The sequence below is a fragment of the Pseudoalteromonas sp. R86517 genome, from assembly GCF_042466295.1.
Lineage (GTDB): Bacteria > Pseudomonadota > Gammaproteobacteria > Enterobacterales > Alteromonadaceae > Pseudoalteromonas > Pseudoalteromonas atlantica.
Genome location: NZ_JAXHCB010000003.1, coordinates 241251 through 267960, shown reverse-complemented (window position 1 = coordinate 267960; position 26710 = coordinate 241251). Strand labels below are relative to the sequence as shown.

21 protein-coding genes and 1 pseudogene are annotated in these 26710 nt (G+C 41.4%); 9 read left to right on the top strand and 13 right to left on the bottom strand.

All coding sequences use genetic code 11. The annotated features are described in order from the left end of the window. Positions 1-7 precede the first annotated feature (7 nt). The 4 genes from SJY38_RS17910 to SJY38_RS17895 all read left to right on the top strand — a co-directional run bounded on the left by SJY38_RS17910 (position 8) and on the right by SJY38_RS17895 (position 3400). On the top strand, positions 8-520 hold the full coding sequence (locus SJY38_RS17910; protein WP_377110465.1) for a DsrE family protein: 513 nt from the start codon (positions 8-10) through the stop codon (positions 518-520). Beyond that, positions 520-1143, top strand: a complete 624-nt coding sequence (locus SJY38_RS17905; protein WP_377110464.1) for a GDSL-type esterase/lipase family protein — start codon at positions 520-522, stop codon at positions 1141-1143. Before SJY38_RS17910 ends, SJY38_RS17905 begins: the two co-directional genes overlap by 1 nt. A 126-nt stretch (positions 1144-1269) precedes the next feature. Next, complete coding sequence (locus SJY38_RS17900; protein WP_377110463.1) at positions 1270-2820, top strand: EAL domain-containing protein; 1551 nt, start codon at positions 1270-1272, stop codon at positions 2818-2820. A 58-nt stretch (positions 2821-2878) separates the two neighbouring features. After that, on the top strand, positions 2879-3400 hold the full coding sequence (locus SJY38_RS17895; RefSeq protein ID WP_377110462.1) for a hypothetical protein: 522 nt from the start codon (positions 2879-2881) through the stop codon (positions 3398-3400). A 33-nt stretch (positions 3401-3433) separates the two neighbouring features. On the opposite strand, the gene SJY38_RS17890 is transcribed toward SJY38_RS17895, so the two are convergent. Continuing rightward, positions 3434-5683, bottom strand: coding sequence for a TonB-dependent receptor (locus tag SJY38_RS17890; RefSeq protein ID WP_377110461.1), 2250 nt, complete (start codon positions 5681-5683; stop codon positions 3434-3436). A gap of 279 nt (positions 5684-5962) precedes the next feature. Here SJY38_RS17890 and SJY38_RS17885 point away from each other — a divergent pair. The 4 genes and pseudogenes from SJY38_RS17885 to SJY38_RS17870 all read left to right on the top strand — a co-directional run. After that, positions 5963-6973, top strand: a pseudogene (locus tag SJY38_RS17885) (LacI family DNA-binding transcriptional regulator); the annotation flags it as partial. A gap of 164 nt (positions 6974-7137) precedes the next feature. Beyond that, positions 7138-8376, top strand: a complete 1239-nt coding sequence (locus SJY38_RS17880) for a sugar MFS transporter (RefSeq protein ID WP_138576559.1) — start codon at positions 7138-7140, stop codon at positions 8374-8376. Positions 8377-8392: 16 nt separating this feature from the next. Then, positions 8393-9895, top strand: coding sequence for an alpha,alpha-trehalase TreF (gene treF, locus SJY38_RS17875; RefSeq protein ID WP_377110460.1), 1503 nt, complete (start codon positions 8393-8395; stop codon positions 9893-9895). Between the two features lie 172 nt (positions 9896-10067). Beyond that, positions 10068-10757, top strand: a complete 690-nt coding sequence (locus tag SJY38_RS17870) for a response regulator transcription factor (protein WP_096042767.1) — start codon at positions 10068-10070, stop codon at positions 10755-10757. Positions 10758-10887: 130 nt separating this feature from the next. On the opposite strand, the gene SJY38_RS17865 is transcribed toward SJY38_RS17870, so the two are convergent. The 4 genes from SJY38_RS17865 to SJY38_RS17850 are packed head-to-tail and all read right to left on the bottom strand — an operon-like array spanning position 10888 to position 14014. Then, positions 10888-11661 (bottom strand): CsgG/HfaB family protein, encoded by a 774-nt coding sequence (locus tag SJY38_RS17865; RefSeq protein WP_004587046.1) that lies wholly within the window; start codon positions 11659-11661, stop codon positions 10888-10890. Beyond that, entirely contained in the window at positions 11661-12086 is a 426-nt protein-coding gene (locus SJY38_RS17860) for a curli assembly protein CsgF (protein ID WP_004587047.1), read from the bottom strand. The genes SJY38_RS17865 and SJY38_RS17860 overlap by 1 nt, the downstream gene beginning before the upstream one ends. After that, the gene (locus SJY38_RS17855) at positions 12076-12474 is read right to left on the bottom strand and encodes a curli production assembly/transport protein CsgE (protein ID WP_004587048.1); all 399 of its coding nucleotides are present in this window, start codon (positions 12472-12474) and stop codon (positions 12076-12078) included. Before SJY38_RS17855 ends, SJY38_RS17860 begins: the two co-directional genes overlap by 11 nt. A gap of 37 nt (positions 12475-12511) precedes the next feature. Next, positions 12512-14014, bottom strand: coding sequence for a curlin (locus SJY38_RS17850; RefSeq protein WP_377110459.1), 1503 nt, complete (start codon positions 14012-14014; stop codon positions 12512-12514). Between the two features lie 572 nt (positions 14015-14586). Between SJY38_RS17850 and SJY38_RS17845 the strand changes: the two genes are divergently transcribed. Further along, the gene (locus SJY38_RS17845; protein ID WP_377110458.1) at positions 14587-17088 is read left to right on the top strand and encodes a S8 family serine peptidase; all 2502 of its coding nucleotides are present in this window, start codon (positions 14587-14589) and stop codon (positions 17086-17088) included. Positions 17089-17341: 253 nt separating this feature from the next. Here SJY38_RS17845 and puuE read toward each other — a convergent pair whose 3' ends face one another. Genes puuE through xdhA form a run of 8 tightly spaced genes read right to left on the bottom strand, consistent with a single transcriptional unit; the run spans position 17342 to position 26399 of the window. Beyond that, a complete protein-coding gene (gene puuE, locus SJY38_RS17840) occupies positions 17342-18280 on the bottom strand; it encodes an allantoinase PuuE (protein WP_054981688.1) in 939 nt (312 codons plus the stop codon). A gap of 1 nt (position 18281) precedes the next feature. After that, complete coding sequence (locus tag SJY38_RS17835; protein ID WP_377110457.1) at positions 18282-19487, bottom strand: urate hydroxylase PuuD; 1206 nt, start codon at positions 19485-19487, stop codon at positions 18282-18284. Positions 19488-19491: 4 nt separating this feature from the next. Further along, positions 19492-20856 carry a guanine deaminase gene (guaD, locus tag SJY38_RS17830; RefSeq protein ID WP_377110456.1) on the bottom strand — a complete coding sequence of 455 codons (1365 nt, stop codon included), beginning with the start codon at positions 20854-20856 and terminating at the stop codon, positions 19492-19494. Between the two features lie 2 nt (positions 20857-20858). Further along, entirely contained in the window at positions 20859-21197 is a 339-nt protein-coding gene (gene uraH, locus SJY38_RS17825) for a hydroxyisourate hydrolase (protein ID WP_138576547.1), read from the bottom strand. Further along, on the bottom strand, positions 21194-21694 hold the full coding sequence (gene uraD / locus SJY38_RS17820; RefSeq protein ID WP_377110455.1) for a 2-oxo-4-hydroxy-4-carboxy-5-ureidoimidazoline decarboxylase: 501 nt from the start codon (positions 21692-21694) through the stop codon (positions 21194-21196). Before uraD ends, uraH begins: the two co-directional genes overlap by 4 nt. Further along, entirely contained in the window at positions 21691-22581 is an 891-nt protein-coding gene (xdhC, locus tag SJY38_RS17815; protein ID WP_054981693.1) for a xanthine dehydrogenase accessory protein XdhC, read from the bottom strand. The genes uraD and xdhC overlap by 4 nt, the downstream gene beginning before the upstream one ends. Then, positions 22574-24913 (bottom strand): xanthine dehydrogenase molybdopterin binding subunit, encoded by a 2340-nt coding sequence (gene xdhB / locus SJY38_RS17810; protein WP_377110454.1) that lies wholly within the window; start codon positions 24911-24913, stop codon positions 22574-22576. Before xdhB ends, xdhC begins: the two co-directional genes overlap by 8 nt. Beyond that, a complete protein-coding gene (gene xdhA / locus SJY38_RS17805; protein WP_377110453.1) occupies positions 24900-26399 on the bottom strand; it encodes a xanthine dehydrogenase small subunit in 1500 nt (499 codons plus the stop codon). Before xdhA ends, xdhB begins: the two co-directional genes overlap by 14 nt. Positions 26400-26710 lie beyond the last annotated feature (311 nt).

The window sequence follows — 26710 nt, the reverse complement described above, 5'->3', positions numbered from 1 at the left end:
TTGTTTTATGAAATATTTACTAGGGTTAGTGCTGCTTTTTAGCCCGTTTATTAATGCTAATGAGCAACCAATTAACGGGTTTGGTAATTATTATAATGTACCCGAGCATGACAAAATTAATAGCTCTACGGTATTTAAAATAGCATTTGATGTTGCTGATGGCGCTAAAAAAGGCGAGCAAAATAACTCAATAAATTCGTTAGCGCGTTTTATTAATATGCATGTAGCGCATGATGTAAAGCTTAAAAACATTCAGCTTGCATTAGTTGTGCACGGCAGCGCTAGTGTTGATGTGTTAGCTAATAGCGAATATAAAAAACGCTTTAGTGCTGATAATAAAAACCAAGCGTTAATTAAGCAGCTACTTGCTAATAACACTCAGGTGTATGTGTGTGGGCAATCGGCAACTCATTTTAAAGTAACGCCTGAGCTGCTTATTGATGGCGTAAAAATGTCGCTTTCTGCGATGACCGCGCACGCACAACTTCAACAACAAGGCTATACGATTAATCCATTTTAATGACGCAAATAACAAAAAATATACTCTGCTTTGGCGATTCTAATACGTGGGGTTTAAACCCCGAAACAGGTAAGCGCTATGATGAAAAGACCCGTTGGACGGCGCGGTTACAGCAACAGCTAGGCAGCGGTTTTAGCGTAATAGAATCAGGGCAGCCAAACCGTACGCTTGTGAATAACCCGCCTTTTACGGGGGAGCTTAATGGTATTCGCTATTTAAAACCCGATTTGCAGCAATACGCTTTACACACGCTCATTATTGCACTTGGCACTAACGATTTAAAAAAGCGTTTTAACTTACCCCCAACAGATATAGCCACCGGCCTTACGCATTTTATTGGCTCTATTAAGCAATTTTACTCGCCTGCTAATTTACCGAACATAATTGTTATTGGTCCTTTATTTATTAACCCTCAGCATGGGTTAAGCCGTATTTATTTAAACTGTAATCAAAAGTTACAACCCTTAAACGCTCTCTTTAAACGTGTAGCACACGAGCACGCGCTTAATTACGTTGATATATCACACCTTAACGCCCCCCTAGGGAGCGATGGTATACATTTAAATAGCCAAGGCCATAAGCAGCTTAGCGATATACTCAGCCACCTGGTTTTGCAATTATAATGCAAACAAATCAATAAATTAAAAACGTAATTTGCTTTAATTATTTTACAAGCTTGATTGCTTTTATGCCCAGATATGCAATTATTATTGCACCTTACTCACACACAGCTTCTTTAAAAAGGTGTTATGAAACAATATCAACGTAGGTCTTTAATTGCAGTATTAAGCGGTGTCGTGGTTTTTATTATATGTGCTAGCACACTAATGTACTTTGCTGCACAAAAGCTAAGTAGGCAGTTAGCGCGAGATTCAAATTATATTGTTCAACACATAGATGCTGCCGCAACAGAGCGTAGAAAAATTTTAACCCGCCTAAATAACGCGAACGCTAAACAATGTAATAACAATACATTGATAGAAATGCGCCGCGCGTTGTTTGATGCACAGTACGTGATAGATATTGGCTTTTTTATAAATAATGAGCTGGTTTGCACCACCGGGGCAGGAAAGCTGGCAGCTACAATTACTGATAATCCTCCCGACTACATTCGAATTGATAAATACGATAATAAACCTGTGCGCATAAGGTACGAACCGCAATTGTATTTGCTTTTGTTTAGTGGCCGTGCAATGGAAGTGATAATTGTAAGGCAAGGTAATTACAATTTAATAGTCGATACGCGCGCTTTTAACGATAAAGTAATTGTTTCTCCTCAGTGGGAAGTACTTTATAAAAATACGCGCGAGACGTTTCATTTAGCGGGGGCTAAAGGGGTTTATGAGCAGGTAAAAAATCACTCATTTTTACCTTATGAATCAATTATTAAATGCAGTACTAATAACCCCGGGTACTGCGCAGCCGCACAACTTCCGTGGAGCCAATTTTTTGCTGATAATCAATTTTTATTGATTATTTCGCTTATTTTAATTTCGTTAGCGGGTGTATCGAGTGGACTGTTAATTGACTATAGCTTAGCGGCTAGGCGCTCAACTATCACGCGCGTGCGCAAAGGCCTTAAAAAAGGCTCATTTTATTGGACCTACCAACCCATTATTTGTTTGCAAACAGGTAAAGTGGTTGGCTGTGAGGCGTTGGCACGTTTTGAAGATAAATACGGGGTTTTATTTCCTGATCAATTTATTCCTATTATCAGAAAAACCAATTTAACGTGGCGCTTTACCCAAGCCATGATTGAAAAAGTACTTTATGAGCTAACCACCGTTGAGGCATTACCGCGCAATTTTAAAATTTCTATTAATATTTTTCCCTACGATGTAGAAACAGGCAATATTGCGCTTTTAAAAGACATACCTGCACTCACCGATTCGCGCTTTATTATTTGTTTAGAAATAACAGAAGACGAATACTTAGACTCAACAGTTGCCCATACCCACTTTAAAAGGCTGGTTGAGGCGGGCTTTAATTTATCGATAGATGATTTTGGTACGGGTTACTCTAACTTAAAAAATCTACAAAATTTGAGCTTTCATCAACTTAAAATTGACCGCACCTTTGTACAAGACATAACAACACAAGGCTTAAAGGCCTCAATGATCCCCAATATTATGGCGTTGGTACGTAAGTTTAACTACACCTGTGTAGCAGAAGGCATAGAAACTAATGAGCAAGAAGCCATACTAAAACAAGCTGGCGTACATTATGGCCAAGGCTGGAAATATGCCAAGCCCATGGCACTTCGAGAGTTTAAAGCGTATTTAAAATTGCAAACGGTTTAAACCTGTTTTACCTCATACACGTATTAGTATGATATTTATAACAGTGTAAGGTTTTAAAATGATTAAAATAATAGCCAGCGCATTTATGGTGTTAATGCTTAGTGCGTGCTCAGCTCAATACCCAAATCAGCAAATTACCGGTAAGCAGTTTCCTACCATTAGCGGCCAAAGCCTAGATGAGAAAAGCGTAACCATACCGAGTGATTTTAAAGCCGATAAAACCTTGTTACTCATTGGCTATAAACAAGATAGCCAATTTGACATAGACCGTTGGTTAATTGGCTTAGACATGACAGGGGTTACATTACCCACTTACGAACTGCCTACCATAGCAGGTATGGCCCCGCGTATGTTTAGTACATTTATAGACAGCGGTATGCGCAAGGGCATTCCAAAAGAGCTGTGGGGCGGGGTAATCACTATTTATGAAGATGGTGACACTGTGCAAAAATTCACAGGTAATAACAACCCAAACAATACTCGCGTTGTTTTAATAGATAGCAAAGGTAAAATTTTACATTTTTACGATAGGGGCTTTTCGGCAGAGGCGCTTAATAAACTAAACGAAAAAATAAAATAAAGGGAGCCAAGCTCCCTTTAGTATTAAGTGTGTTTAAAACGCATAACTTACACTAAAGCGCGTAGTGCGTGGCATAATATAGCGGCCATTTGGGGCATCGGCATTACGTGGGTCGCCCTCTGTTATACCTTGCTCATCCGTTAAGTTATCAATGGCCAGTTGTAGTTTTATGCCTTCCATAGGTTCTAAAATTAGGCCTAAGTCTACTTTTTCGTAGCCATCAAGAGTCACCGTGTTTTCGTTGTTACCAAAGCGGTCATCAACAGCCGACAGTGTGCCATATAACGTGGCATACATACCTTGTAGCTCAAAGTCGTAGCTAGGTGTGATACGCACTTGCCACTTTGGCTGACGCTGAGATTCATTTCCTTCATTGGTTGGGCTTTGCGTTATTTCGGTTTCTTGTAGTGTGGTATTTAAATTAACCGAAAAACCCGACTGATGATTAAAGTTATAATCAAGCTCAACACCGTACGCTTCGTTTGTTAAAATTTCTGCAGGTACACCTGGGCGGCGTACAAATGTATCGCCCTTTACTTCGTTAACAAACAAGGTAGCGTAAAAGTCTGTAGAGTCAGAAATTAGCTTGTAGCCAAATTCGCCTTGGGTTACTTCTTTAATTAGCTTTTCGCCGCCTTCATAAGCGCTAAAGTTATCTCTAAAGTCGTCAAAGTAAGGCATTTTATAACCGCGGTTTACGCGTGCAAATACACCCATGTCATCGTTTATTGAATAGTTAATCCCCGTGGTCCACGATGTTTTACTTTCATCATAGTTAACTGTTTTGGTAATAATTCCATCAAGGTCTTCATCAACACTGTATTCTACTTCATGACTTTCGTGGCGCACGCCTGCATCTAAGGTAAAGTCTTCGGCAAATTTGTATTGAGCTGTTACATAAAACGCATGGGTTCGCGCATCACCAGTCGAGCTAATATCGTAGTTAAAATCGCAGCCATCAGTGCTTTGATTACACTCAATGCCAGTTAGCGACTCGCCGCCGGCTTCTAGTACGTGGTAAGCCGTATTACCTAAACTCCACCAATCGTTTGCCGATGTACTGGCTGTGTAGTAACCAAACGTGGCTGATAAATCATCAAATTGCTTTGAAAACGCTAAATCGTTTGTAAATGAGCTAATTTCTTTAAGTACAACCCAGCGTCCAAGCTGTTGTATAGGGGTGTCGCTTGCGTATTCTGTATTGGTTACTGCACCAAATGCGGTTTGCCCATTATCGGCAACTGCACCAACCGTGGTTGCTGAGCCACTTGGCACCAACCCGTATGTATTGGCATCCCCTTTAGTTATATTAAAGCGGTCAGAAAATTGCCAACCATTATCAAGCTCTAGTTTAATGCTACCGCCTGTTACGTGGCCGTCCCAACCTCGGCCATCCCCTAAGTCAATATCGTGTGCTTGTGCATCAGGGCCTGTGAAGATTGTTGCTTGGCGGTTTAACGTACCAAGTTGGGTATATTCTGCGTCAATCCCTTCAATATTAAGTGGAGTTGGTAAGTACCATGCACCATGGTCATCTGTTTGACGGGTATAAAAATTAAGCTCGCCGTTATCTAAATCTTTAGTGATATTAATGGTAAATTGGCTGCCTTTCTCAGAGGTAAAACCTGCATCACGAATACCCGGAGAGCTTTTTACATACCCGCCAACCATAAAGTATAAATCGTCAGTAATTTCTCCACTAATAACAGCATCTACTCGTTGTAGGTCGTAATCAGATGTTGTGTATTTAAATAAGCCTTCGGTGTCTTCACCACCGCGCTTTAGCCTAAAGTTAGTTGTTAAACCCGGTTGGCCGTTTGATAAAACAGGGTTTGGCCCACCGCGTAAAGCCTCCATGGTCTCAATCGTTTCATCAATTCTAAAAAGTGAAGAGTTTTCTAAAAACGATAATGTAGGGGCTGGGTAAACGGGTGACCCTTCAATACTTAGGGTTAAAAATGGGGCGTCACCGCCGCCAGGAAAACCTCGTACAAATACATTGGCACCAGATTCACCCCCTGAGCTTTCTACCCAAACCCCAGGTACGGCTTTAAACAGATCGGCAGTGCTTTTAGGTGAAAGTTTAATAATTTGCTGGCTATCAATATTTGTAACAGCGTAGCCTGCATCTATTTTTCTGATGCCGACCCCGGTAGGTGTGCCCGAAACAACAATTCGCTCTACCTTGGTTTCTTGTGCTTGCTCTTGTGCAAAGGTGGCGTGTGAGCTCAAGGCTAAAGTTATAGCGCACGCTAATGTACTTTTTGCTTTATTGAATGTCATGTGTGATCCCGTTTTTAGTGTGTTAAACAGTGTGTGTTTTACTGCGCTGTATACAAAGTTTTCATGTAAACAGGCTGTATATGATGAAACCTTAAAGATTAATGCAAACGTTTGCAATATTTATTTGTAAATTATTTATGAATTATATTTGTAGAAATATTGAGCGCAAAAGCCAAGGTATGGCTTTTTTAGCCTGTGAGGCAAGCCAGAAAAAATTAATAATGCTATATTGTCAGCTAGTTACATTAAACATTAGTTAATACAACGCGGCTCAGGGTTTTCATGGATAACAAAAAAATAAAATTAGCTGATTTAGCAAAGCTGGCAGGGGTGTCTACCTCTACGGTTTCGCGTGCTTTAAATGACAACCCGTTAATAAAACAAGAAACACGCGATAAATTAAAACAACTCGCTAAAGAGCATAATTTTAGTTTAAACACCGCTGCAAGCCGCTTACGAACGCAAAAAACAAATGTTGTTGCTGTTATCATTAACTTAGATGAACAAACCGAACAATCGATTAGCGATCCATTTTTACTTAAAGTGGTTAGCGAAATTAACCTTGCACTTAATCAACAAGGGCTAGAGCTTTTATTGTCTAATTCAATAATGGCACAGCACGATTGGGCCAATTATTTTATTAATGGTCGAAGGGCCGATGGTATTATTGTGGTTGGGCAGGGTAAAGATCAGCGCAATATAGAGGCGGCTGCTAAAGCGGGGATCCCTTTGGTTGTGTGGGGAGACCCTAAAACACCCAGTAATTACCCTATTGTAGGCAGTGATAACTACCTAGGTGGAATGCAAGCCACTGCGCACTTAATCGAACACGGTGCAAAAAATATTTTATTTTTAGGCGACCCAGAGCACGGTGAAATTAGCGAAAGGCACCGTGGTTATGCGGCTGCGCTATCTACGCATAAACTAGAGCAGCACGTTGTTTCTATTGATATTACGAGTAGTTCGGCGTATCAAGAAATTAATAGTCTATTACGCGGAAAAGGGCTCTACTTTGATGCAATAATGGCTTGTAGCGACATGGTTGCCTTAGGGGCAATGAAGGCGTTAAAAGAGCGCTATGTCAGTATCCCTAACGATGTTGCATTAGTTGGCTTTGACGATATAGCAATGGCAGATATTAGCCATCCGTCGCTTTCAACAATTAAACAAAATACTCAATTAGCGGCTGAACTTTTAGTTAAAAAGCTTATGCAACAATTTATGGGTCAAAAAGTTGAATCTCAAGTTATTGATATAGAATTAATAACTCGTCAATCGAGCAAACGTTGATTTATGAATGATAGATACAAATTTTAAATCTTAAAATGCAAACGATTGCATTGGTTTTTATTCTACACTAAACTCAACGTTCACTGACACAAACACACACGCTAATTACCCAAAGGTGTTAGCTTTAATCGTTATGGCGCACTGCGTTATAAGTAAGGCAAGCTATGAGTAAAACAAAAATCACACTAGCAATTGCTGCAAGCTATTTTATTTTCGCAATATTATTAAATAGCGTAGGAACAGTCATTTTGCAGGCAATAAACACATTGGGCGTTAGCAAAACTGAGGCGTCTGTTTTGGAAGGCTTTAAAGACTTATCAATTGCGATAATGTCTTTTGTTGTTGCCTCGTTCATTCCTAGATTAGGGTATAAGCTCGCAATGTTAGGGGCTTTAGCGGTCGTTGCATTAGCGTGCTTAAGCACCGCATTGATCAGCGAATTTTATATGTTTAAAGTGCTATTTGCAGTGATAGGCTGTGGCTTTGCGGTAGTCAAAGTTTCTGTTTATTCGATTATTGGCCAAGTAACCGAAGATGCGAATAGTCACTCGTCACTTTTAAACACCATCGAAGGCATTTTTATGGTGGGTGTATTAAGTGGTTATTGGATTTTTACCGCCTTTATAGACCCAAGCCAAAGCAATGCGTGGCTCAATGTTTATTACGCGTTGGCTGCGCTTACTTTAATTGTATTACTAAGTGTTGTTATTGCACCGATTGCGCCTGCAATTGATAAAAATAAAACTGACTCTAGTTTGAGTGACTTTATAGCCATGCTTAAATTAACGTATCAGCCCTTGGTGCTTATTTTTATTATAAGTGCATTTTTATATGTTCTTATTGAACAAGGCGTAGGCACTTGGCTGCCAACCTTTAATAACCAAGTTTTACAATTGCCTGTGGCTATAAGTATTCAGTTAGCGAGTATTTTTGCAGCGGCGTTAGCGTTTGGTCGTTTAGTTGCTGGGCAGGTACTGAAACATATTAATTGGTTTTTTGTACTGTGCGGATGCTTAGTCGCCATGGCATTACTTATTATTATAACGTTACCCCTAACTGAAAACCTGCCTAATACAGCAATCACTAGCCTATTTGATGCACCACTGGCTGCATTTGTTTTGCCCCTCATTGGTTTTTTTATGGCGCCAATTTATCCAGTTTTAAATTCGGTAATGCTCAGCGCATTAGAAAAGCACCAACATGCTGCCATGACAGGGTTAATCGTTGTATTTTCAGCACTTGGAGGCACAACTGGTTCAATGATCACAGGCTACGTATTTGAGCATTTTAGTGGTCAGCACGCATTTTACCTGTCGTTAATTCCCATTAGCTTAATTTTTATAAGCGTGATTATTTTTAAACAGCGCACCCGCGCCATTTCTCAGCACGCTGCCAGCATATAATTGATTTAGGATTGTTATGAATTTTTTTGAGAGCCAGTTATTTAAAGATGTACAGACCCAACATATTTTTGATGACTGTAAAACATTTGCAGATGCAACTGCACGAACCAGCTGGCAAAGTGCGTGTAAACACTATGAGCAAGTAGCACCGCTTAATCAAGCCCAATTAAAAGAGTTTGTAAATGCTCACTTTATTACGACCCCCTTACTCCGTATGCAAAGTGAGCCAGATACCGCAAGCGTTAAACACTACATTAACTCTTTGTGGCATGGTTTGAGACGGGCGGCTGATAAACCTAAAGCCGATTCTTTATTAGCATTAAAGCATAGCTACATTGTGCCTGGTGGGCGTTTTCAGGAAATATACTACTGGGATAGCTACTTTACAGCGCTTGGCTTAATGGATGCTAATAAACCTGAAATTGTTGAAGATATGCTGCAAAACTTTATCGACCTTATAAACGATTATGGGTGTATTCCAAATGGCAATCGCAGTTACTACTTATCGCGTTCACAGCCACCTATTTTAGCGCTTATGGTTGAATTACTATGGCAGCACGAACACAGCAAAACCAATAATGTAGCGTGGCTTGAAAAATGTGTTGATGCGCTTGAAAAAGAGTATGCGTTTTGGATGCAAGGCGCAGAAGAGCTTACGAACGAGAAAACGGCACTAAGGCGAGTTGTAAAAATGCCATGCGGTGGCAAGTTAAATCGTTATTGGGACGATGAAGCAGCCCCTAGGGCAGAATCCCTGAGAGAAGATCTGGCACTCGCAGAGGGCTTAGCTGAGCATAAAAAGCCCGACTTTTATCGACATATACGTGCTGCGTGTGAATCTGGCTGGGACTTTAGTTCTCGCTGGCTAGCTGAGCCTAATTCACTTAGCTCTATACAAACGACCGATATAATACCCATTGATCTTAATTGTTTGCTTTATAACCTAGAAAAACAGCTTAGTAAGTTTAATAAGCTGCTAGGTAATAACCAACAAGCCGATTTATTTAGCGACTACGCAGCAGCTCGCCGCACACTGATTAATAAATACATGTGGAGTGAGCAACAACACTTTTTTGTTGATTATAATCATCACAAAGCGAGTCAATCTAAGGTGTTAAGCGCTGCCGCAAGTACTGCATTATTTTTTAACTTAGCGTCTGAGCAACAAGCTCAACATATTGCCGAGCGACTAAGCCGCGACTTTTTAAAGGCTGGTGGCATAGTTACTACCGTTACCTCTACATCACAGCAATGGGATAGCCCTAATGGGTGGGCTCCGCTGCAGTGGTTTGCTGTAAAAGGGCTTAATAATTACGGTTTTAGTGATCTTAGTAAACGTATAATGCAAAACTGGCTAACAATGGTAGAAAACGACTTTTCTGTTAATCAGTGCCTACTAGAAAAATACAATGTGTGCGTGCCTCAATTAAAAGCAGGGGGCGGAGAATACGTAGTACAGCAAGGTTTTGGCTGGACTAACGGGGTTACCTCACGCTTTTATACATTATGTGAGGACTGATCAGAGCAGTGTTTTATATGAAAATAATTCACTAATTATCATTAAGTTATTGTAACTATTAACTAAATATAATTGGTGATTGTTTTATACCTTGTATGAATAATACCAAGGGCGCATTGTAAGTTGTTAATAAATTCGGTAATGTGGTGTAAACATTTCAAGGAAGAAATCTATGCTACAACCACACGCCGTTTTTGTAAAAACCACGTTTCAATCTTCTTTTCACTGTGAAAGCTACACAACTATATTAAAAACCATGCAAGCTATTTTTGGCGATATTAAAATGGACGACGTGATCCCTAAAAACGAAAAAAGGGACAAGTTTGATTTATTTTTAATTGATGGCGCTAAAAATAACTGGTTAGATTTGCTGCCTGCCGACTTAATTTGCCTCGCTAAAAAGCATAAAGTTGTCTTATTTAATGTAGAGCCCAATGCCGTGTGCGAAAAAAACCTACTGTTAAATCATTTCAATGGTGTGTTTTATAAATCAGATGCACCAGAAACTATTTTTAAAGGGCTAGTTAGAATAACCTCAGGCGAGTTATGGTTTACGCGAAAGGTTATATCAAAAGCGTTTTCAGATATTCTCTCGGTTGCCTCTTCGTTTAATAGCCTACAAGAAGATATCACCCTAAAAAAAGGGGATTATGCGCACCTTACTAAACGTGAAAAATCGGTTATTCACTTAATTGCTCAAGGGGCGAGCAATAACGCCATTGCCGATAAACTTAATATAAGTGACCACACCGTTAAAACGCATTTGTACAGTGCCTTTAAAAAAACCAATTCTCGTAACCGTGTTGAATTAGCAAATTGGGCTCAGCGTTACATATCGGTTTTATTACCTATGGCTAAGTAGTTATAGCAATTTTTTAAAACACGATTGTTGTATACACTCATATAAAAAAGGCTACGTCATGTAGCCTTTTTTGTTTTTAAATTATAGCCTTATACCAATTCGCTTAATCAAATGTTATTGCGCATTGGTATTACGCTGCTTTTTGTGCCCACAAGCCCCTATCAATTCCTTTTGTAATTAAGTCTGTGAGTGCTTTTTCAATGGCTTGGGTTACACATATGCTCATCGGTTCGTTATCACTAAAGCCGGCTTCAGCTTCGGCTAAGCGTTTGTAGCTTACGTACCTAAAAAATCCTGCACGCATTTCTTGGCTAAGTACTTTTTTGCTGGTGGCTACGCTAAGTAATACTTGGCCGGTGCGAACATCAACTGCGCGTAAATATATAGATATTGCATCTTCACGATATAACTCAGATGCGCCAATACCAAAGTATTCCATTCCTAAACCGCCTGTTTTTACATTGGTATCGTAGCTAATAATACCGCCTTCTAAAATTATTTTAGCGGTTGTTAGGGGCGGTAAATCTGGTTGGTTAGGGTTGTCAGATTGGCCTGCACGAATAATTTTTCGCTCTGTTAAAATATTTTGTAAGCCTTCGCGTTCAACCGGTGTAAACCAATCAGACTCGTGCAGTGCTTGCACTAAAATAGAGTTAGCACCTTGCGTTACTGCCGTTGAAAACGAGCTAACATTAGTTTGCGGTTTGTATTGGCCTGTTTGATCTCTAAACGAATATACAGACACAGGGATACTGCCTACAGGTTTAGGTAAGTTTTTTAAATCACTAAATATTTCAGTGGGTTCTAATGTGGTGGCGACTTGCTGTGAGGGAGGGATTAAGTTTCCCATACTTGAGCAACCAGTTATGGCTAATAGAGTTATTGTTATGAGTATTTTGCGCATTATCCAAACCTCGGAACTTCGATTATCACGACAGAGTCATCTAATATATTGGTTATTTTTACTGTAATAGTGTCGGTTGTGCTGGTGATGACTTCTATTTGATAATCGCCACTCATAAATATTGAGTCTTGGTCAAATAGGCTGTCTTCAATTTCTTCGCCAAACGCCATATCGGTAATTTCTCTTACCATGCGGTTTAAATACGTGCGCTCTAATGAGTCTTGAAATTGCTCTGCGTAGCCTTTTTCGATGGTTGGGGCTTTGTGTTTGTTTTGCGCTTGCGCTTTACTAAGCAGCATAGTGGCATTGAGTGGGTTACCACCAAAGCTTGGGTTGATTGGGGTATAAATTATTTCAGTTGCCGAGGCTGAAAAACTAAGTGTTGTTATTATTATAAGTGCTATTTTTTTCATTTTACCATCCATTTACTGCCATATCGGGTGACGATGTTGCCATATTTGAGCGTGCCATCGCGTCTATTACAGTGTAAACAGCTTGCTCAACGCGTTCGTCGAGGGGCGCTAATCTACGTCCTAAATAGGTTACATACACGAGTTGGTTATTCATAATTAGCGAAAGCTTTGTGCCAGCTTTTGGTATTACTGTTTCTCTTATTTCTATATTAAAACCAGCGGTTGAAGGGAGATCTCGCCAGTAATTTGAAAACTCGTAATAAAATTGATGGCCAAAACGACTAATGCTTCTATCAAGCAGTAAGCCATCTATTTCTAGTTCTTGCGCAGCATTGCTTAGCGAAGAAAAAAACAGAAAAAAACTCAGTAGGTAGTAACGTAAGAGAATATTTATTTTCATAGTAAAATGGGGAGGGTTAACCTCCCCACCTCAATAATTACATTTGCGTAATTGTTGCTGTGTTGCCATCACCAATTTGCGTAACAGAAACCGTGCTGTCGTAGCCAATTACTGAGCCTTCAACAAGGTTATCGTTACCTACTTGAGTGACTGTAAACGATACGTTTTCACCGCCCACTAAAAAGGCTGACTGCTCAACGCCGCTTACCCAGTTACCTTCACCTTCTTGTGAAATATCAATACTGTGGCTACTACCTTCAACCATCATATCGACTAGGTTTAACATGCCATCTTGCGCAATATCGATTTGGTTATCGTTACTATCTAAAATACCTGCAAGCGTAACAACTGCCTCGTTTTGAGCACCACTTTGGGCAATATCAATATCGTTATTGTTTGATGTAAGCGATACATCAGGGTACGACGATTGCACCAGCATGACGTTTTCATCACCAGATTGAACTAAATCAACATCGTTATCTGTGCCGTTAAAGTTAGCAAGGTGAACAGAGTTTAAGTCGCCAACTTGAGTGGTTGAAAACTCATTATCAGAGCCAATTACACCCATGTAAGATTCGTTAAAGTCACCGTTTTGTAGTGAAGTTAGCTCGTTGTTATCGCCAATTAAATCGGCTGTCATTAAGTTTTCAGCGCCAACTTGCGTTGCTGTCACTTCGTTATTTGCGCCTTCAAATAAGTTTGATTCAATTGTATTTAATGAACCTTCTTGATCTAAATCTATTTGGTTATCATCGCCAACAACAGCTGCAAACGTTACTGCATTTGTTAAGCCATCTTGCTCAATTTCAATTTCATTTGCATCACCAGAAATTGAACTAAATGCTACAGCGTTACGGTCGCCGTTTTGTTCAACTTCAAGCTCATTTTCATTACCTTGTAAGCTACTTACTTTAAAAGTATTCCAGTAGCCGTCTTGAAGTAAATCAAGTGTATTTTCATCGCCTGAAAGCATGGTGATTTCTGCTTCATGCCATTCACCCTGTTGTAAAGACATGATTTCATTTGCATTACCTTGCATATCCATGTTGTAGAACCAGTGGCCGCCGCTACCTTGCTCTACATCAATAAGGTTGTCATCACCGGTTACGATGTTAATCGCTTCGTTATTTACGAAAAAGCCTTGGCCAAATTGGCTAACAAATAACATGTTGTTGTTACCTGTTACCTCAGAAATAAACCCATTAGCAACGCCATCTTGCGAGTACACTTGCGTGTTGTTATCGCCAGTTGTTGTTACTTCGGCATAATTACCAAATTGGCTTTGCACAACTTCAGTGTCGTTATTGTTACCTGTGGTGGTCACAAGCATGGTGTTGCTGTCGCCTTCTTGATAAAGAAACGCGTTATTTTCATTTGAAGTTTGGCTGAGGGTTAAGCTGTTTTCTAGACTCTCTGTAGATACTTGTGTACTTAGTTGCGAGCTAGACACTGATTTGTTTTGTGTATCTGCGTGTGAGGCAAAGCTGGTACCGACTGCTAATGCAACAGCGCAGCTTAAAAGTGTTTTATTCAACTTCATTATTATTCTCCTTGAAATAGTAAAATCAAATACCTTAAGTGTTATAAATTTTAATAAGATATTTTCGCTCAGCATGCCGTGCTGAAATAATGGTGTGATCCACTGTTAATTTGATTTTGTAAATCGTTTGTTATTACAAATGCTAAGTTTAAGCCTGTCATTTTTATTAAACATAAAGTAGCTAAACTTTTTTGTAAGAACACCTTCACTGTATTCTCCCCTGCGAAGGACTTAAATCATCTTTTTTTACCAATTTTGTTTTTTTATGTATTTCATCGAGTTATAAAAAAGTATCTATATAGGAACAAAGCTGAGAAGGAAAACTAGTAAAAATGTTTGGTCCTTAAAAAGGTAAAAATGGCGGGCGGTATTTCATAAAAATGACTGTGTTGTATGTTTTTTTGTTAATCAGTCTGGTTAAAAATGTTGATTTTTAGTTGTTTGTTATTTTTTGACTTGTGTAAATCCATATTTATTAGTTTTCTAGTTCTATGCCACGTGATCCTCTTGTATTTGAAGTTGTAAGTAAACTTACTTAGTACGGCTAAGTTAAACCAACTATGGATAGAACAATGAAAACAAAATTATCTATTATCACTCTTGCTTTACTCCCGTGTTTAGCTGCTGCAAAACTACCTGATGCAGGTGTTAAACAACCTGTTGTAGCAAGTAGTGATGCAGTAATTGTTAAATACAAAAAAAATGCATCAGCACAAATGCGTAAACAAGCGCGTTCGTTAGTTAAAGCAAAAATTTCAGATGTAAATGCTGATGAAATTGATGATAACTATAAGTCTTTACTTTCTGGGCGGTTAGCTAAGTTTAAAATTTCGGGCATGAGTACTAAAGAAGCCATTGCGCGCTTAAAATCTCACCAAGCGATTGAATACGTTGAGCCTGATTACCAAGTAAGCATTGCTCAAACGCCAGATGATCCGCGCTTTGATGAGTTATGGGGTTTAAATAACGACGGCCAAACAGGCGGTACTGCCGATGCTGATATTGATGCAGTAGAAGCATGGGATATTTCGACAGGTAGTCGCGATGTTGTGGTAGGTGTAATTGATACCGGTATTGACTATAGCCACAGCGATTTAGCTAGCAATATGTGGGTTAATAGCAGTGAAGTGCCTGGAGATGGCATCGATAATGACGGTAACGGCTTTGTAGATGACGTGCACGGTATTAATGCAATTACCAACAGTGGTGACCCTATGGATGATGAAGGCCATGGTACTCACGTATCGGGCACCATAGGCGCAAGCGGTAATAACGCAACAGGTGTTGTAGGCGTTAACCACGAAGTATCGCTGGTAGGGTGTAAATTTTTAGATGCGGCAGGTAATGGCTCAACATCAGATGCAATTAAGTGTATTGATTACATGGTAGGACTTAAAAATGCCGGTGTTAACTTACGTGTTTTAAATAATAGCTGGGGCGGTGGCGGTTATAGCCAAGCATTAGCCGATGCAATTGCCTCAAGCGAAACAGCCGATTTACTGTTTGTAGCGGCAGCGGGCAACGACACCATAGATAACGATGTAAACCCGCATTATCCTTCTAACTACGAAAACGCAAGCGTGTTATCTGTAGCAAGTACGGATCAAACCGATAATATTTCGTGGTTTTCGCATTATGGTTTAACCAGCGTTGATATGGGCGCACCTGGTAGCGCAATTTTATCTACTACACCAGGTGAGAGCTATGCGTCTTACTCAGGCACATCAATGGCGACTCCTCATGTAGCTGGCGCTGCAGCATTAGTGCTATCTATTAACCCAGAACTTAACACGCAAGAGCTTAAAGAATTACTAATGAGCTCTGGCGATGCCAACACTGCACTGCAAGGTGTAACGGTGGCAGGTACGCGCCTTAATGTTAACCAAGCACTTATTGATGCAGATCCTACACCTGGCTTTAAAATTTCAGCCGATCCACTTACGCAACAAATTGTAGCGGGCCAAGCTACAAATTACACATTTACCATTGGCTCAATTGCCCAGTGGGATGAAGAAGTAACGCTTGAACTATCATCAACATTAAGCGGCGCTTATTTGTCGGCTAGCACGGCTCGCCCTGGTGATGAAGTAATGCTTAACGTTGAAACTGACACTGATACACAGTGGGGTGAATACGAGCTAACCGTTACAGCAACAGCGGATGAAATTGTTAAACAGCAGTCAGTTAAATTAATGATTCAACCGGTAGGCCTAAACGACTTTACCTACAGCAGTAATGCAAGTGTTGATATTCCTGATAACTCACCAGTGGGCGCCGTATCAGTAATTAATGTACCTGATGATTTAACTGTGTTTGGTACAACAGCTGATGTTGATATTACGCATACTTACTCAGGCGACTTAGTGGTTAAGCTAGTATCAGCACAAGGCACGCAAGTAACGCTACAAAGCAACGTGGGTGGTTCAAGCGACGACATAGTGAGAAGCTTTACATCTGAGTCATTTAACGGTGAAGTGGCAACAGGTGATTGGACGCTACACGTTGAAGATACCGCAGCAGCCGATACGGGTACCATTAATACGTGGTCTCTTACATTAAGCGCTATTGGTGAAGTTAGCCCACAACCACCGCGTGCGGGTTTTGATGTAGAAACACAAGGTTTAACCGTTAACTTTACTGATTCAAGTACGGATGCAAACAACGATATCACACAGTGGAGCTGGGAGTTTGGTGATGGTGCAACATCATCTGATCAAAACCCAATGCATGTTTATGCAGCCTCTGGTAATTATGATGTTGTACTAACCGTAACTGACAGCGAAGGCAATACAAGCACGTCAACGCAAACGGTTGTAGTAAGTGATGTAGAGCTTGAGCTTACCCTTAAACGCGCTAATAAATCTCGCCTTGATACTATGCGTGTAGATTTAAGTTGGGAACGTGTTGGCGCTGAGTCATTAAGCGTATACCGTAACGGTGAGCTGGTTGATACCACATCAGACAACGGCCGTTACCGCGACTACGTACGTGGTGCTACATTACCATCGTACGATTACCAATTATGTGTAACTGAAAATGTATGTTCTAACATCATTACAGTGTCATTTAATTAACTACTCCTAAAGTGACCTTAAGCCCAGCACTGCTGGGCTTTTTTTGTTTTACGATAAATCTAATAAGCTCTTAGAGTTTAGTTTTAACGGCTCACATCTAGGCTTTTTTATACCAATGAGCATAATTAAATGATCTATTTTGAGGATGGATAAACGTGTTGATAGCAAGGCAAAAAATTCGCTATTTAGTTGTTCTAAATGAGAATTTTTAACGCAGATAGCGACACGTTTAGCCCCTGAAAATGATTAAGTACTATTGCGGATTGGTATTATAGGGATGAGTTTTAAGCCAGTGCTCGGCGATTTGCTCGCGCGTGGCAAACCACACTTGCTCATGCGATTTAGCATATTCTAAAAACCGTGCAAGGGCTTTAATGCGCCCAGGGCGGCCAATTAAGCGACAATGCAGCCCTATAGACATCATTTTAGGGGCGTTTTCACCTTGTGGGTCGCCTTCTTCATAAAGCGTATCAAAGGCATCTTTTAAATAATTATAAAACTGATCGCCGGCATTAAAGCCTTGCACAGCGGCAAATCGCATGTCGTTTACATCAAGCGTGTAGGGCACTATTAACTGTGGCTTACCTTCTTTAATACTGTAAAAGGGTAAGTCGTCGCTGTAATCGTCGGCATCATATAAAAACGAGCCATTTTCTACCACAAGGGCTGCTGTGTTAGGGCTTGTGCGCCCGGTGTACCAGCCTGTGGGCTTTTTACCGGTAAGCGTTTGAATGATTTCAATGGCTTTTTGCATGTGCTCGCGCTCGGTTTGTTTATCTATATGTTGATAATTAATCCAGCGCAGGCCGTGGCTTGCAATTTCGTGCCCAGCCTCAACAAAGGCTTTAGCTATATCGGGGTGGCGCTCAAGGGCCATTGCCACAGCAAAAATGGTGACCGGTATATCGTATTTTTTAAAGAGTTTAAGTAAGCGCCACACGCCTGCGCGCGAGCCATATTCGTAAATAGACTCCATGCTTATGTGGCGGTCTTCTACATGGGGAGCGCTGACTATTTCAGATAAAAACGTTTCGGCTGCTGCATCACCATGCAGTACACAGTTTTCACCGCCTTCTTCGTAATTTAATACTACTTGCACGGCTATACGGGCTTTATTAGGCCAGTTGGCATGCGGAGTGTGTGCACCATAACCAATTAAATCGCGCGGGTAATGTTTAAATTGCTCGCTCATGTTACTGCTCCTTTTTTACTGCGCTAAGCCAAGTGCCAAGCATTTCACGCTCTGCATCAGTCATTTTTGTCATGTTAGCCAATGGCATATCTTTGGTAATAACGGCGCGAGTATGAATAAGTGCACTGGCTTTTTTTACATCAGCAAGTGAGTCGAGCTTAAAGCCGAGCGGCGCGGTTTGAAAAAGCTTCGATGTAGGGGTTTCACTGTGGCACTGTGTACAGTGTTTATTAATAATATCCCATGCTTGCGCATCACTTATACTTGCTTGTAGCTCATTATTCGCGTTTACAGAACTACTTGGCCACGGTGCAATGGCTAGCATTAACGCAAAAAACGCGGCAATACCGCTTATTAGTACTGAAGGCTTATTAACACCTTGGTGCTTTAAATTAAAAAAGTGGCGTATCCACATACCAATAATAAAAAAGCCAATAAGCACTAACCAACCAAACTCATGGCTATAGGTATACGAAAAATGGTTACTTAGCATAATAAAAATAACTGGTAGGGTGGCGTAGTTATTATGTACTGAGCATTGCTTTGCTTTTAAACCCGGCGCTGAATCAGGAATGCGCCCAGCTTCTACTTCGCCTACCATGTAGCGCTGTGCAGGCATTATAATGTGATATACATTACCGGCCATACAGGTACCAATTAATGCACCAACATGAATATACACTGCGCGGTCACTAAATAGCTGATCAACCCCATACGTCCATAACGCTAAAAAGCCTACCCCTATGGCAATAAATGCCTTGCCGTTTTCAACAAGCGGGCTTTTACACAATAACCGATATACACCATAGCCTAAGCCTATAAAACCAAGTGATGCACCAATAGCTGCAAACTTACTGAGCTCACTTTTACTGGCATCAAGTAAATACACATCTGCACCCACATAATATAACAGCGTAAATAACAGCGCGCCGCTGATCCAGGTTGTGTAGGCCTCCCACTTAAACCAATGAAGGGTAGAGGGCATTTGCTCTGGGCCATTTTGATACTTAGCCACTTCGTAAAAGCCGCCGCCATGAATAGCCCATAAATCGCCTTTTATGCCTTTATCTTGTTTCCATTGTGGCGGTGTTTGTAAGTTATTATCAAGCCACACAAAATAAAATGAGGCGCCTATCCACGCTATACCTGCTACCACGTGAAAGTATCTAAACACCAAATGAGCAAGCTCAAATAAATAGTTTTCCATCGGGTTATGCCTCTTCTAAATCGGGTGTGGGTGTGGCTGCAAACTGGGCTTGTTGGTCGCGTTTATACACGCTTTTACCCATAATGTAGGTTTGTTCAATACAGCGGTCGTCGCCTAGCATCATCATGGCAAAAAGCTGTTCGTGAAGGGTTTTGGCATGGCCAATTCTGAACTTTAAAAACGAGGTGGCCGCGTAATCCATTACAATAAAGTCGGCCTCACAACCTACATTAAAGTTACCTATGGTGCCTTCTAAATCAAGGGCACGCGCGCCGCCTAGGGTGGCTAAATAAAACCCTTTAAATGCTGAGAACTTTTGACCCTGTAGCTGCTGAATTTTGTACGCTTCGTTACCTGTTTGTAGCATAGAAAAACTTGTGCCTGCGCCAACATCGGTACCCATACCCACATTTATTCCATGCTCTTCACATCTCTTTAAATTTAAAAGGCCCGAGCCTAAAAATAAGTTAGAGGTAGGACAGTGCGATATAGCCGCGTTGTTATCTGCAAGGCAGCAAAGCTCGCGCTCAGATAAATGAATACTATGGGCAAATACCGAGCGTTTTCGCACCATTTTAGCTTGCTCGTATACGCCTAAGTAATCATCAGCCTCTGGGAATAACCCTTTTACCCATTCGCACTCGTCTTTGTTTTCAGATAAGTGGGTATGCAGGTAGGTGTCGGGGTATTCTTCTAATAATTGAGTACATTTTTGTAGTTGCTCTGGGGTAGATGTGGGCGCAAAACGTGGCGTTACTGCATAGCTTAACCTATCAACATTGTGCCATTTTTCTATAAGTGCTTTTGATTGTTCATAACTGGTTTGCGCGCAATCTGATAAATCATCTGGGCAGTTTCTGTCCATCATTACCTTACCGGCAATCATGCGTAAATTACGTTTTTGTGATTCGTTAAAAAATGCATCCACCGATTGCGGGTGCACAGTGCCAAATACCAATGCGGTAGTGGTGCCATTACGCAGTAGCTCATCTAAAAAGCGATTAGATATGTCTTTTGAATAATGCTCACAGGTAAACTTTTTTTCAGTGGGGAAGGCGTATTCGGTAAGCCAGCTTAAAAGCTGCTCGCCATACGCGCCGACCATTTCGGTTTGCGGCAAATGTATGTGCGTGTCTATCATGCCGGGCATTACTAATTTACCATCGTGGCGAATAATAGTGGCTGACTTATCAATGCTTGGCAGTATGTCTTGCTCGTAACCAAGGTTAACCACTTTGCCGTTTTGAATAACTAACGCGCCTTTTTCAAAATAGCGATGGGCGCTTTCGCCTGCTATGGCGGGGTCGTCAACAAAGTCGAGTATGTTGGCACAAATTACGGTTATTTTATTATTATTTTGCGTGCTCATAATTAGCTGCCTCTGTACGTAGAGTAGCCAAATGGGCTAAGCAATAACGGAATATGATGGTGTTTTTTATCTTGTAATCTAAAGGTGATTTGCGCCTCTGGGTAAAACGCAGGTGTTTCTTGGTTTTCATAATAGCTATCTAAGTCAAAAACCAGTTTATAGGTTGCAAATTCTACGTCGGTATTGAGCCAGTCGGTAATTCGCCCGTCGCTATTTGTTTTTCCTTGAGCAATTAATTGCCACTCGTTATTAGTGAGTAAAAACAATTGTACAGCTACATTTTCAGCCGGTTTGCCTGTGCTTGTATCGAGAATATGGGTAGTGATAGGGCTTTTATTCATAGCAATGACTCCAATCTTATTTTTGTTATTTTGGCTTGTTCGCCCGCGGCTATATTAAGCTCTGTGCTGCGGGTGTTGTGTATGCGCTGCTCAATAAGTTCAAGCATTTGCTCAGCACTTTTACCACTGGCACACACAATAAATATAAAGCCAAATTTACTGAGGTATTCTTTATTTAGCGCAATCATTTTTTTAAGGGTTTGCTCGTTTGCTTTGCTCATTCCTGATTGTTCGTGCCCCGCTTTTTGTGCTGTAGCGGCGTACTTTTTACTTAATGTTGATAAATCACCTATTTGCGGGTGGCCTTCAAAAGCGGCTAAATAATCGCTTTCGCCTAGGCTATCCCATACGCTTTGCGCGCTGTTAAATAAGTGCTCTTTATTTTCAAATGGCATGATATTTATCATACCGCTTACCCAGTTAGGGGCGGCGCAACAGTGTTCTAATGCTTGATGCGCTTGCGCTGCATTTAGGTTATTAATTTTTAAGCTACTCATGCGTTTTCTTCCTCGTGCGTGGTGCTAATTAAGGCATTTTTAAGTGCACGCCATTGCAGGCCTTGGCGTTTGGGCGCATGGGTTTGCATAGCTTGATAAAGGCCAATTAACTGCCCGCTAATTGATATTGCTACTTCCATAGGGAGCTTGCCCGTTACATTTTCAAGCCCTACAGGGCAGGTCATTTGCTTTATTTGCTCGGTGGTAAAATCGCGATGGGCTAAGCGCTGTTTAAAGCGTTTTGCTTTAGTATCTGAGCCAATTACACCAAGCCAATTGGCATCAGCGCGTTTAATAATGGCTTGTGTAAGTGCAAAGTCGAGCTGGTGGTTATGGGTTAATATTAAGTAATTATTAGCCTTTGGCGCGCGTTTAACTTGCTCTGTTGGCTCTTCATCAACCACTTTTATTACGTTATTAGGAATAACTTGCGGGAACACATCGGCGCGGCTATCTATCCATCGTATACGCATAGGTAATTGCGCCAATATACCAATAAGCGCCTGTGCTACATGGCCTGCGCCGTATATGTCGAGGGTAAAGCGTTCGCATTGCATGCACTCAAGCATAACGGTGGCAGCTCCCCCGCAACATTGGCCTAAATTTGCGCCTAGGTTAAATTGCTCTATCACTTGGGCGGCCTCGCCTTTGGCAAGTAGCTCGCGGGCTTTTTCTATAACTACGTATTCAAGGTGACCACCGCCAAGGGTGTCGTAAATGTGCTCGCCACTTATTACCATTTTAGAGCCTGTGCCGCGTGGGGTTGAGCCATTGGTGCCAAGTACAGTGGCAATAACATAATTAATGCCGCTTTGTTCGTGCTCGTTTATAGCTTGCGCCCAATTTTGCGTATGAAAACCCTGAAACGACTCATTTAAATTAGCCATGTTGCTGCTCCTTAAACCAGCTAGTGGTTTGCTCAATTGCATTTAATACACGCTCAGGTGTGGCAGGTGTATCAAGTGGGGCGGTGTATTTGTAATCGGCCACACTGCTTATGGCATTACGAATAGCACTCCACACACTAAAGGCCAACATAAACGGCGGCTCGCCAACCGCTTTTGATCTAAATACCGTGGTTTCTGGATTGGCCGAGTTATATAAATTTACATTAAATTCGGCAGGGGTATCGCCAATTGCAGGAATTTTATAGTTAGCAGGGCCAAAGCTTGCAAGCTGGCCTTTATCATTCCATTGTAAGTCTTCGGTGGTAAGCCAGCCCATACCTTGCACAAAAGCGCCTTCAATTTGGCCTATATCAAGTGTAGGATTAATTGAGCTGCCCACATCGTGCAGTATATCCACGCGGGTTACGGTGTTTTCGCCTGTCAGCGTATCTACTTCTACTTCACTGAGTGCTACGCCGTGTGCGTAGTAAAAAAATGGCCGGCCTTCGCCTTTCGCTCTATCGTAATGAATTTTAGGCGTGGCGTAATAACCGGTTGATGAAAGCGATATACGATTCATGTAAGCAAGGTTTGCAAGTTCGCTAAAGCTAATTTCGCCGTTACTAAAGGTAATGAGGTTATCTTTAAATACAATACTTTGGCTGTCTACTTCAAAGTGCTCACTTATAAAGTTTATTAAACGCTCTTTTATGGTGTTTACCGCGTTTAGCGCCGCCATGCCATTTAGATCAGTCCCGCTTGATGCAGCAGTTGGCGAGGTGTTGGGTACTTTGTCGGTACGAGTAGCGCTTATGCTTACTGCGTCAAAGTCAACGCCAAAGCCATGGGCTACTATTTGCGCTATTTTTGTATTAAGCCCTTGGCCCATTTCGGTGCCGCCATGGTTTAAATGAATTGATCCATCGCTATAAACATGTACGAGTGCACCCGCCTGGTTTAAGTGTTGTACGGTAAACGATATACCGTATTTAACCGGCGTCATCGCAAGGCCTTTTTTGATAATAAGGGATGATGCGTTAAAGGCTTTAATTGCCTTTTTTCGCGCCCAGTAATCACCTGACACCTCAAGTTGGCTTATCATATCTTTTAAAATATGCTGCTCTACTGTTTGATGATATGGGGTGGTGTCGCGGCCTTTTTTGTATAAATTAAGCTTTCGGATCTCAAGCGGATCTTTACCTAATTTAGCGGCTATGTCGTCCATTATTAGCTCGCCCATGATCATGCCTTGCGGGCCACCAAATCCTCTAAACGCGGTGTGGCTTACGGTGTTTACTTTACAGCGATTTCCTTTAATGGTGGCAGCTGGGTAGTAATAAGCGTTATCTGCATGAAACATTGCACGGTCGACAATGGCATCAGATAAATCAGGCGAATAACCACAAAATCCATTTACAGTTACATCAGCGCCTTCAATCAGGCCATTTTCGTCAAACCCTACATGGTATTGATTATAAAATGGATGGCGTTTACCGGTAAGTTTAAAGTCGTCGCTGCGGGCTAGGCGCATTTTAACGGCGCAGCCAAGGTAGTAAACTGCAAGTGCTGCAAGGCAAGCCCACGGCGCGCCTTGGGTTTCTTTACCACCAAAGGCTCCGCCCATGCGGCGGGTTTCTACGTTTACAAAGCTAAATGGCTTTTTTAAAATTTTAGCAACTAAGTGCTGCACCTCTGTTGGGTGCTGGGTAGAACATTGAACATGGATCCCGCCATCGTTGTCGGGCTGAGCAAGTGCTATTTGCCCCTCAAGGTAAAAGTGTTCTTGCCCGCCTATGTGTATTTCACCTTTAAGTTGGTGGGCTGCATTATTTATGGCTTGCTCGCTATTACTGCGGTTAAGTGAATGTGGCGGCCTTACCCAGAGCTCTTTTTTAATCGCTTCTTTAATATCAAGTATGGGGGTGGTTTGCTCGCATTCTATAACCACTAAGCGAGCAGCGCGGCGCGCAATGGCGTAGCTTTTGGCAACTACTACTAGCACAGGTTGTCCGTGGTATTGAATTTCGTGATTGGTCAGCAGTACATCCCCAGGGAATACTGGGCCAATATCAAGCTTACCGGGTACATCATCAGCCGATAAAATACGTTTAACGCCTGCCACTTCAAGCGCTTTACTTGTATCTATTGATTTAATAAAGCCGCTGGTAATGGGCGCAAGTACAGGGTAGGCGTGCAAGCAGCCATGGGGCTCTGGGTTATCGTCGGCGTAGTTTGCATTGCCACATACTTGCTTTATTGCGCTTTCGTGATACTTAGATTGGCCAACACTTCCACCTTGGGCTTTTAGTTTATCCATTTCAAAATGACGCATGTGAAATCCTCGTAATGGCAATGTTGTTATTATTTTTACTGCTTGGCTGTGCACCGCAAAACTCAATACCAATACGCTGTAGCAAGTTTTTGCTTACCGTAGTGCGGTAATGCGCGCTGCTGCGTACATCGCTCATGGGAGCAAAGTCATCATTTATAGCACTAGCGGCATCTATAAACGTGCTTACTTGTAAGGACTGAGCATTAAGCTTTTGCTCTATATGCGTGGCGCGTTTTGGTATGGCAGCCATACCGCCCATGGCGCAGCGGGCATTGCTAATTACGCCTTGCGTTTGCTCTATAGCCAGCACTAAACACACAGTAGATATATCATCTTCAAAGCGTTTTGAAATTTTATGACACGCAAGCTTTAACGAGTCTGGGCGTTTAGGTACGGTAATTTTGCTAATGACTTCATCGCTTTTAATGACTGTTTTTTTGTAATCAACAAAGTAGTCGGCCACCATAATAGTGCGTGTGCCTGCTGCGCTTAATAAATCTAGAGTGGCATTAAGTGCGATTAATAATGGGGCTGGATCGCCAATAGGAGAGGCATTTCCTATGCTGCCACCTAAGGTGCCACTGTTACGTACTTGGTTAGAGCCGAGGCGCTCAAACAGCTCTTTAGACTCAGGGTAGTAAGTGTAAAACGCTTCAACAAATTGGCTGTAAGGGAGTGCTGCACCAATATGTAGCTCGCCGTTGTTATCGGTTAAAGTGCACAGTTCACTGGTTTGGCTAAGCGATATAATAATATCGGGCAATAGCATGTTTTGGCTAAGCTCAATGGCAAAGTCGGTGCCACCAGCAACCAAGTGTGCCTGCGGGTAACGCGCTTTAAGCTCAACAAGTTGCGCTGCACTTTGCGGTAAATAAAACGTACGAGGGCCATTTTTTAAACAAGGAATGTCATCACCTATATTTAGTGATGCCTTAAATTGTGCCGCCATGGCAGAGTAAGGCTCATTTTTACGCTCATAGCTATAAGCTTTTTCAACTGCAAGTAAAATAGGGCTGTAACCCGTACAACGACATAAATTACCCCCTAGCGCATGAATAGCGGCTTTTTTACCTGGGTAACTCGGGTTATTAATATAAAGCGCCAACATGCTCATTATTATGCCAGGGGTACAAAAACCACATTGCGAACCATGGCACTCAACCAATGCGCGTTGCACCGGATGTAAATCGTTAAGTGTAGGGTAAAGCCCTGTTGTTACAGCCTCTACGGTTACTATGTGTTTTGCGTGTGCATTACCTAATAAAAGCAGGCAGCTATTCATGGTTTTATAGTGCCAAACTGGCTCACCGTTTGAATTTAGTTTTTCTTCGCCAACTAAAATTGTGCATGCGCCACAATCGCCTGTTGCACACCCTTCTTTGGTGCCCATTTTCCCTTTTTTGGTGCGAAGCCAGTCCAAAATGGTGAGATTCGGCGCGCATTCTTCTACTTCTATTGGCGTGTCATTTAATAAAAACGTAATCACACAGACCCCCTTAACTTTTATAAAGCCCTGATATGTAAAGGCTTGGCGTATATTTTTTCTTGTTGTTTTTAAGCAGGTAAGAAAAAAACTTTTTCATCTTGGTAAGTTAATTGCAGATACCATGCCATTGTTGACCGCTCGGTCAGCAATTTAATTAAAGCACAGTTTTGTTTAACAAGTACACAAAAGAGTGAGGGCTAAAAAGCTATTTACCCTTTTATATAAAGTAAAAGCTGTTAGCTAAATAGCTTTTTATAGAAGTTTATTTTTAACATTTTAAATAGGCGCCATAAAAATATTTGCACAATAAA